Genomic DNA, 750 nt, shown 5'->3' on the forward strand with positions numbered 1-750 from the left:
TACAACGGCTTCGACGACCTGATCCGCCAGGTGAGCCCCGACAGCGGCACCACCCAGTACAGCCAGGACCCCAACGGCCAGCTCAGCAGCGAAACAGACGCCCGCAACAAGACCGCCACCTACACCCGCGACGACCTCGGCCGCGTCACCCAGATCGGCTTCGGCGACGAAACCCAAAGCTTCACCTACGACACCGCCGCCAACGGCACCGGCCAACTGGCCAGCTTCAGCGACGCCAGCGGCAGCACCAGCTACGGCTACGACCCCCAAGGCCGCCTGGCCCAGGTGACCCGCCTGATCGGCGGTGTCACCCTCAGCAGCAGCCAGAGCTACAACCCCGCCGGCCAGCTCATCCAGCGCACCTATCCCAGCGGCACCAGCGTCAGCTACGGCTGGAGCCACGGCCGCATCAGCCAGATCCAGGTCAACGGCCAACTGCTGCTGAACAACATCCAGTACAGCGCCGACGGCCGCGTCCTCGGCTGGACCTGGGCCAACGGCCAGACCCGCAGCCAACCGGGCGACGGCAACGGCCGCGTCGCCGGCATCAGCCTGGGCAACCAGAGCTTCACCTACCACTACGACGCCGTCGGCAACCTCACCCAACAGGACCCCGGCACCAGCGCCCAACGCAACTACGGCTACGACAGCGTGGGCCGGCTGACCAGCGCCGCCATCGGCACCACCCAGTACGGCTACAGCTACGACCTCAACGGCAACCGCACCGAAAAGCGCACCGGCAGCGCCGTC

At 68.1% G+C, this 750-nt stretch carries 1 protein-coding gene; it reads left to right on the plus strand.

Features of this window, described 5'->3' with window-relative positions; all coding sequences use genetic code 11:
• A partial coding sequence (locus tag C556_RS0116850; protein ID WP_026263167.1) for a hypothetical protein occupies window positions 1–750 on the plus strand: 750 nt, incomplete at both ends.

The sequence above is a fragment of the Chitiniphilus shinanonensis DSM 23277 genome, assembly GCF_000374805.1.
Taxonomy (GTDB): domain Bacteria; phylum Pseudomonadota; class Gammaproteobacteria; order Burkholderiales; family Chitinibacteraceae; genus Chitiniphilus; species Chitiniphilus shinanonensis.